Raw genomic sequence first — 4861 nt, forward strand, 5'->3', positions numbered from 1 at the left:
AAAAATTCACTTCTTTCATTATTATGCTAAAAGGGGCAGCATTATTAGAAAATTAGAAGTGAAAATAGTATGTATAAGAGCCATTCTAAAATTTGTAATCTGTGAATTGGGAAAATATTGAATGCTCCAGGTCAGTACACTTTCTTGCCTAAACGTATTTACGAAAGTGACCTCAATATTTTAAATTAAATCAACGGGAGAATTGAAAGGCAGGAGAAAGTAACATGTCAGAAAATTATCGTTCTCGCGAGGAGCGACGACAAGTTAAAAAGAAAAAACAACCAGCTTCTAAAACACAAAAACCAAAAGGTAAAACATCATTTTTCCGCAAGTTTTTAATTACTTGTTTATTACTTGGTATTGTAGGTTTAGTGGCGGGGGTTGCTACCTTTTTCGTAATGATTAAGGACGCACCAAAACTGGAAAAAGCAAAACTTGTTAATCCGTTATCCTCAAAAATTTATGATAAAAACGGGGATTTGGTATATGAATATGGAAAAGAAAAAAGGACGAATGTTACGTATGATCAAATACCTAAATTAGTAGAAAATGCATTTTTAGCGACAGAAGATTCACGTTTTTATGAGCATAGCGGAGTAGACTTTAAAGGTACTGCCCGTGCTGTTTTAGTGAGCCTTAAAGGAGATTATGGCTCTCAAGGTGGAAGTACGATAACGCAGCAAGTTATTAAAAACTACTTCTTATCAATGGACAAAACACCAAAGCGTAAGGCGCAAGAAATATATTTAGCTTATAAGCTAGAACAGCAGTATTCAAAACATGAAATATTAGAGATGTACTTAAATAAAATTAACTTAGGTAATCGTTCATATGGTATCGCAACAGCAGCACAAAACTACTATGGTAAAGAATTGAAGGACTTAACATTACCAGAAGTTGCGATGCTTGCAGGTTTACCGAAAGCACCGAATAACTATGATCCAACGAAAAAAGAAAATGTTCAAAAAGCAACAGAAAGAAGAAATGTTGTTCTAAGTTTAATGAACCGACATGGATATATAACAAAACAGGAAATGGAAGAAGCATCAAAAGTTGACGTAGAAAAGGGGCTTAAGCCTGCAGCTCAACTACAAACAATGCCATACCCTGCATTTATGGATGCAGTTGTGAAAGAAGTAGAAAAAGAATTGCCAGATGCTAATATTGGTTCTGACGGTTTAGAAATTTATACAACGTTAGATCCGAAAGCACAGAAACTTGCTGATAATATTTTAAATAATAATATCATTGATTATCCAAACGATAAATTCCAAGGTGCATTCACATTTATGGATACGAAAACAGGAGAAGTTCGTGCTATAGGTAGTGGCCGTGGAGAAAATAAAGCTGTATTTAAAGGGCATAATATGGCAATTGAATTAGATCGTGCAGCTGGTTCAACGATGAAGCCAATTTTCGACTATGCTCCTGCAATTGAATATTTAAAATGGGCTACGTATCATCAAATCGATGACTCTCCATTTAAGTATTCAACGGGTCAAGAAGTTCGAAATGCAGATAGAAGTCATATGGGTCCAATTACGATGCGTGAAGCATTAAAAATGTCGCGTAATATTCCTGCAATTAAAACTGCAAAAGAAGTAGGGATTAGTAAATCAAAAGAATTCTCTGAGAAACTAGGTATTACATTTAATACAGCACCGACAGAATCGACAGCGATTGGTACAAATGAAGTATCGCCAACTGAAATAGCGGGTGCTTATGCGGCATTTGGTAATGAAGGTAAATATACGAAACCGCATTTTGTTAAGAAAGTCGTTTATCCAGACGGTAAGTCACAAAGTTTTGGACAAAAACCAAAACAAGTTATGACAGATTCTACCGCATACATGATTACTGATATGCTTCGTTCTGTAGTTACATCGGGTACTGGTACATCGGCAAATGTAGGCTCTTTAGATGTAGCTGGTAAAACGGGTACGACAAACTATTCATCAAAGCAATTAGCTCAATATAAAATTCCAGAAAGTGCAACTCGTGATAGTTGGTTTGCTGGATATACACCGCAATATACGATGGCAGTATGGACTGGGTATATGAAAGATGGTAAAGACGAGTATATTAGTAGTAAAAATACGAAAATTGCACAGTTAATCTTTAAAGAAATGATGAGCGAAATGGCTACAGATAAATCACGCTTTAAAATGCCAAGTAGCGTTATTCAAGAAGGTAGTGAGCTACGTATAAAAGGTGAAAAACGTGATTCATCGCCAAATACTAGCGTACCGGATACAACGGAGCAACCAAAACAAGATCAACAGCAAAAAACTGAAGAAGAGAAAAAGCAAGAAGAATTAAAGAAACAAGAAGAACTGAAAAAACAAGAAGAACAAAAGAAACAAGAGGAACTTAAGAAGCAAGAAGAACAAAAGAAACTAGAAGAGCAAAAGAAACAAGAAGAACAAAATAATGGAAATGGCCAAGGAACGACACCTCCAGCAAATAACGGAGGAGGTCAAGGAAATACGACACCTCCAGCAAATAATGGAGGAGGTCAAGGAAATACGACACCTCCAGCAAATAATGGAGGAGGTCAAGGAAATACGACACCTCCAGCAAATAACGGAGGAGGTCAAGGAAATACGACACCTCCGGCAAATAATGGAGGAGGTCAAGGAAATACAACTCCACCAGCGACCACACCACCAGAGACTGGCGGTAATGCAGGAGAGACCCCTGCTAATAACGGGCAATAAGAAAAATTTATAAAAAATATTAAAAAGCACTTAAGATTTGTGAAAATTACAATCTTAAGTGCTTTTTTCGTTTAAATGTAGTAGCTATGAAATGATGTGTTTTAAATGTTAAACGTACCATAAAAATTTTGAAAATAAATTGATGGGAAATGATAAAAGACTTGAGCCTGAGGTAGTGGAGCATGGCTAGGATGATAAAAGGTAGTGCTACTTGGATGGGCACCATGATGCCAAAATGAAGGGGTAGCTTGACCTGGTGATTGGTATTGTTGCCAAATTGCTGGAAGTTCAATGCCGACATCGGAACTTGCTGTATGAACGGCGGGGGCATGTATTTCGGGTATCGAAGGAACCGCGACAGTTACTCTTGATGATAATACCCACATAAAATAATCACTCCTAAGTTGTGATAATAAATTAGTATATTCTTTTCACACGTATAAAGGTACATATATAGGACTTTCGTTTAAAATATGCGTACAAAGTCTTAAGACTAATGTAAGCTGATGGTGGACTATTTAATATGAAAAGATACGTCTATTTGCGGAGGGAAAAGAGATAAAAAAAATATACAATGAGGGTGTTAATCGTAATATTTTACGAGTGTATGGAGGTATTTTTATGGAACGATTATGGACGAAATCATTTATTCAAATGACTTTCGCAATGTTATTTTTATTTACAGGATTTTATTTACTTGTTCCAACGCTCCCGCTCTTTATTAAAGAGATAGGTGGCAATGAATCGCAAGTTGGACTTATGATGGGGATGTTTACAATAGCTGCTGTTGTAATACGACCGATTATTGGAGGAATGTTAGATCAATATGGTAGAAGATCCTTTATTATTTTCGGACTCATCTTTTTTGGCTTAACGATGTACTCCTATAATATAGCATCGACTATTGTCCTTTTAGCTGTTTTACGTGTTATTCACGGAGTAACATGGGCTGTTTCTACAACAGCTGTTGGAACAGCAATAACGGATATTATTCCAGATTCACGCCGCGGTGAAGGTATGGGTTGGTATGGGATGGCGATGACAATTGCAATGGCGATTGGACCTATGATTGGATTATGGGTTGTGCAAAATTATTCATTTGATGGTCTATTTTTATTAGCGACGTTGTTATCTTTTATGGCAGTTGTATTATCATTAATAACGAAGATTCCATTTACGCCACAAAAAGAAAAAGGGAAAATTCAGCTATTTGAGAAATCCGTATTAACAATCACGATTGTAGTATTCTTTTTATCGTTTGCATATGGAGGAATAACAACCTTTTTACCGTTATTTGCATCATCAATTCATGTGAATCCGGGAACTTTCTTTCTTGTATATGCAATTGCATTAACAATTGTAAGACCAATTTCAGGGAAACTATTAGATAAGTATGGAGAAGTATTCATCATACTTCCAGCATTATGTATTACTATTTTAGCTATAGTTGTTTTAACTATCTCAAATGGTTTGATAGGTGTAATTATCGCAGCAACATTATACGGTATTGGATTTGGTTCAGCGCAGCCAGCTTTGCAAGCGGCAATGCTTACAATTGTCGATCCGAGTAAAAGAGGAGTTGCAAATGCTTCATTTTTTACAGCGTTTGATTTAGGAATCGGGTTAGGTGCTATTTCACTTGGAGTTGTTTCACAAATGTTTGGTTATCGTATTTTATTTTCAGGGAGTGCAATTTCAGCATTGATAGCCTTAATTATTTTCGTCTTCTTTGTAAAACAACGATTAGGAAAAAAAGAGTTTGCGTAAACTGGAGGAATAAAGATGAGAATTTCAATTGATCGTAAAGCTCTGCAATGGTTCCAGGAAGAATTACGTATAAAGCACGGTGAATCTGTACGTTTTACTGTAAGGTACGGAGGGGATAGTTCAATTCAGCCCGGATATTCTTTAGGGGTTGTTGCTGAGAAACCCGATGGCGAAATAGTGTCAGTTGAGAAGGAAGGTATTATATTTTTTGTAGATTCTGATGATCTTTGGTATTTTCAAAACTATGATCTATTTGTAAGTTATCATGAGGAAATGGAAGAAATTCAATTTAATTATGTAAAATAATAACTTTATTAAAAATGAATAAGTTTTATATAAAAATTATATTTAAGAGATAGTGAAATAAATATCATATA

At 35.6% G+C, this 4861-nt stretch carries 4 protein-coding genes; 3 read left to right on the forward strand and 1 reads right to left on the reverse strand.

What is annotated here, in order from left to right; all coding sequences use genetic code 11:
- Positions 1-224 precede the first annotated feature (224 nt).
- Positions 225-2717, forward strand: coding sequence for a PBP1A family penicillin-binding protein (locus ACQGSG_RS26570; protein WP_065704216.1), 2493 nt, complete (start codon positions 225-227; stop codon positions 2715-2717).
- A 101-nt stretch (positions 2718-2818) separates the two neighbouring features.
- Here ACQGSG_RS26570 and ACQGSG_RS26575 read toward each other — a convergent pair whose 3' ends face one another.
- Positions 2819-3103, reverse strand: a complete 285-nt coding sequence (locus ACQGSG_RS26575; RefSeq protein ID WP_000270101.1) for a hypothetical protein — start codon at positions 3101-3103, stop codon at positions 2819-2821.
- A gap of 235 nt (positions 3104-3338) precedes the next feature.
- Between ACQGSG_RS26575 and ACQGSG_RS26580 the strand changes: the two genes are divergently transcribed.
- Entirely contained in the window at positions 3339-4484 is a 1146-nt protein-coding gene (locus ACQGSG_RS26580; RefSeq protein WP_325842621.1) for an MFS transporter, read from the forward strand.
- A 15-nt stretch (positions 4485-4499) separates the two neighbouring features.
- Positions 4500-4790 (forward strand): HesB/YadR/YfhF family protein, encoded by a 291-nt coding sequence (locus ACQGSG_RS26585; protein WP_001222842.1) that lies wholly within the window; start codon positions 4500-4502, stop codon positions 4788-4790.
- The last annotated feature ends 71 nt before the right edge of the window (positions 4791-4861 follow it).

Origin of the sequence: Bacillus sp. GMa5/1, from assembly GCF_050172015.1 — a bacterium.
Classification (GTDB): Bacteria; Bacillota; Bacilli; order Bacillales; family Bacillaceae_G; genus Bacillus_A; species Bacillus_A cereus.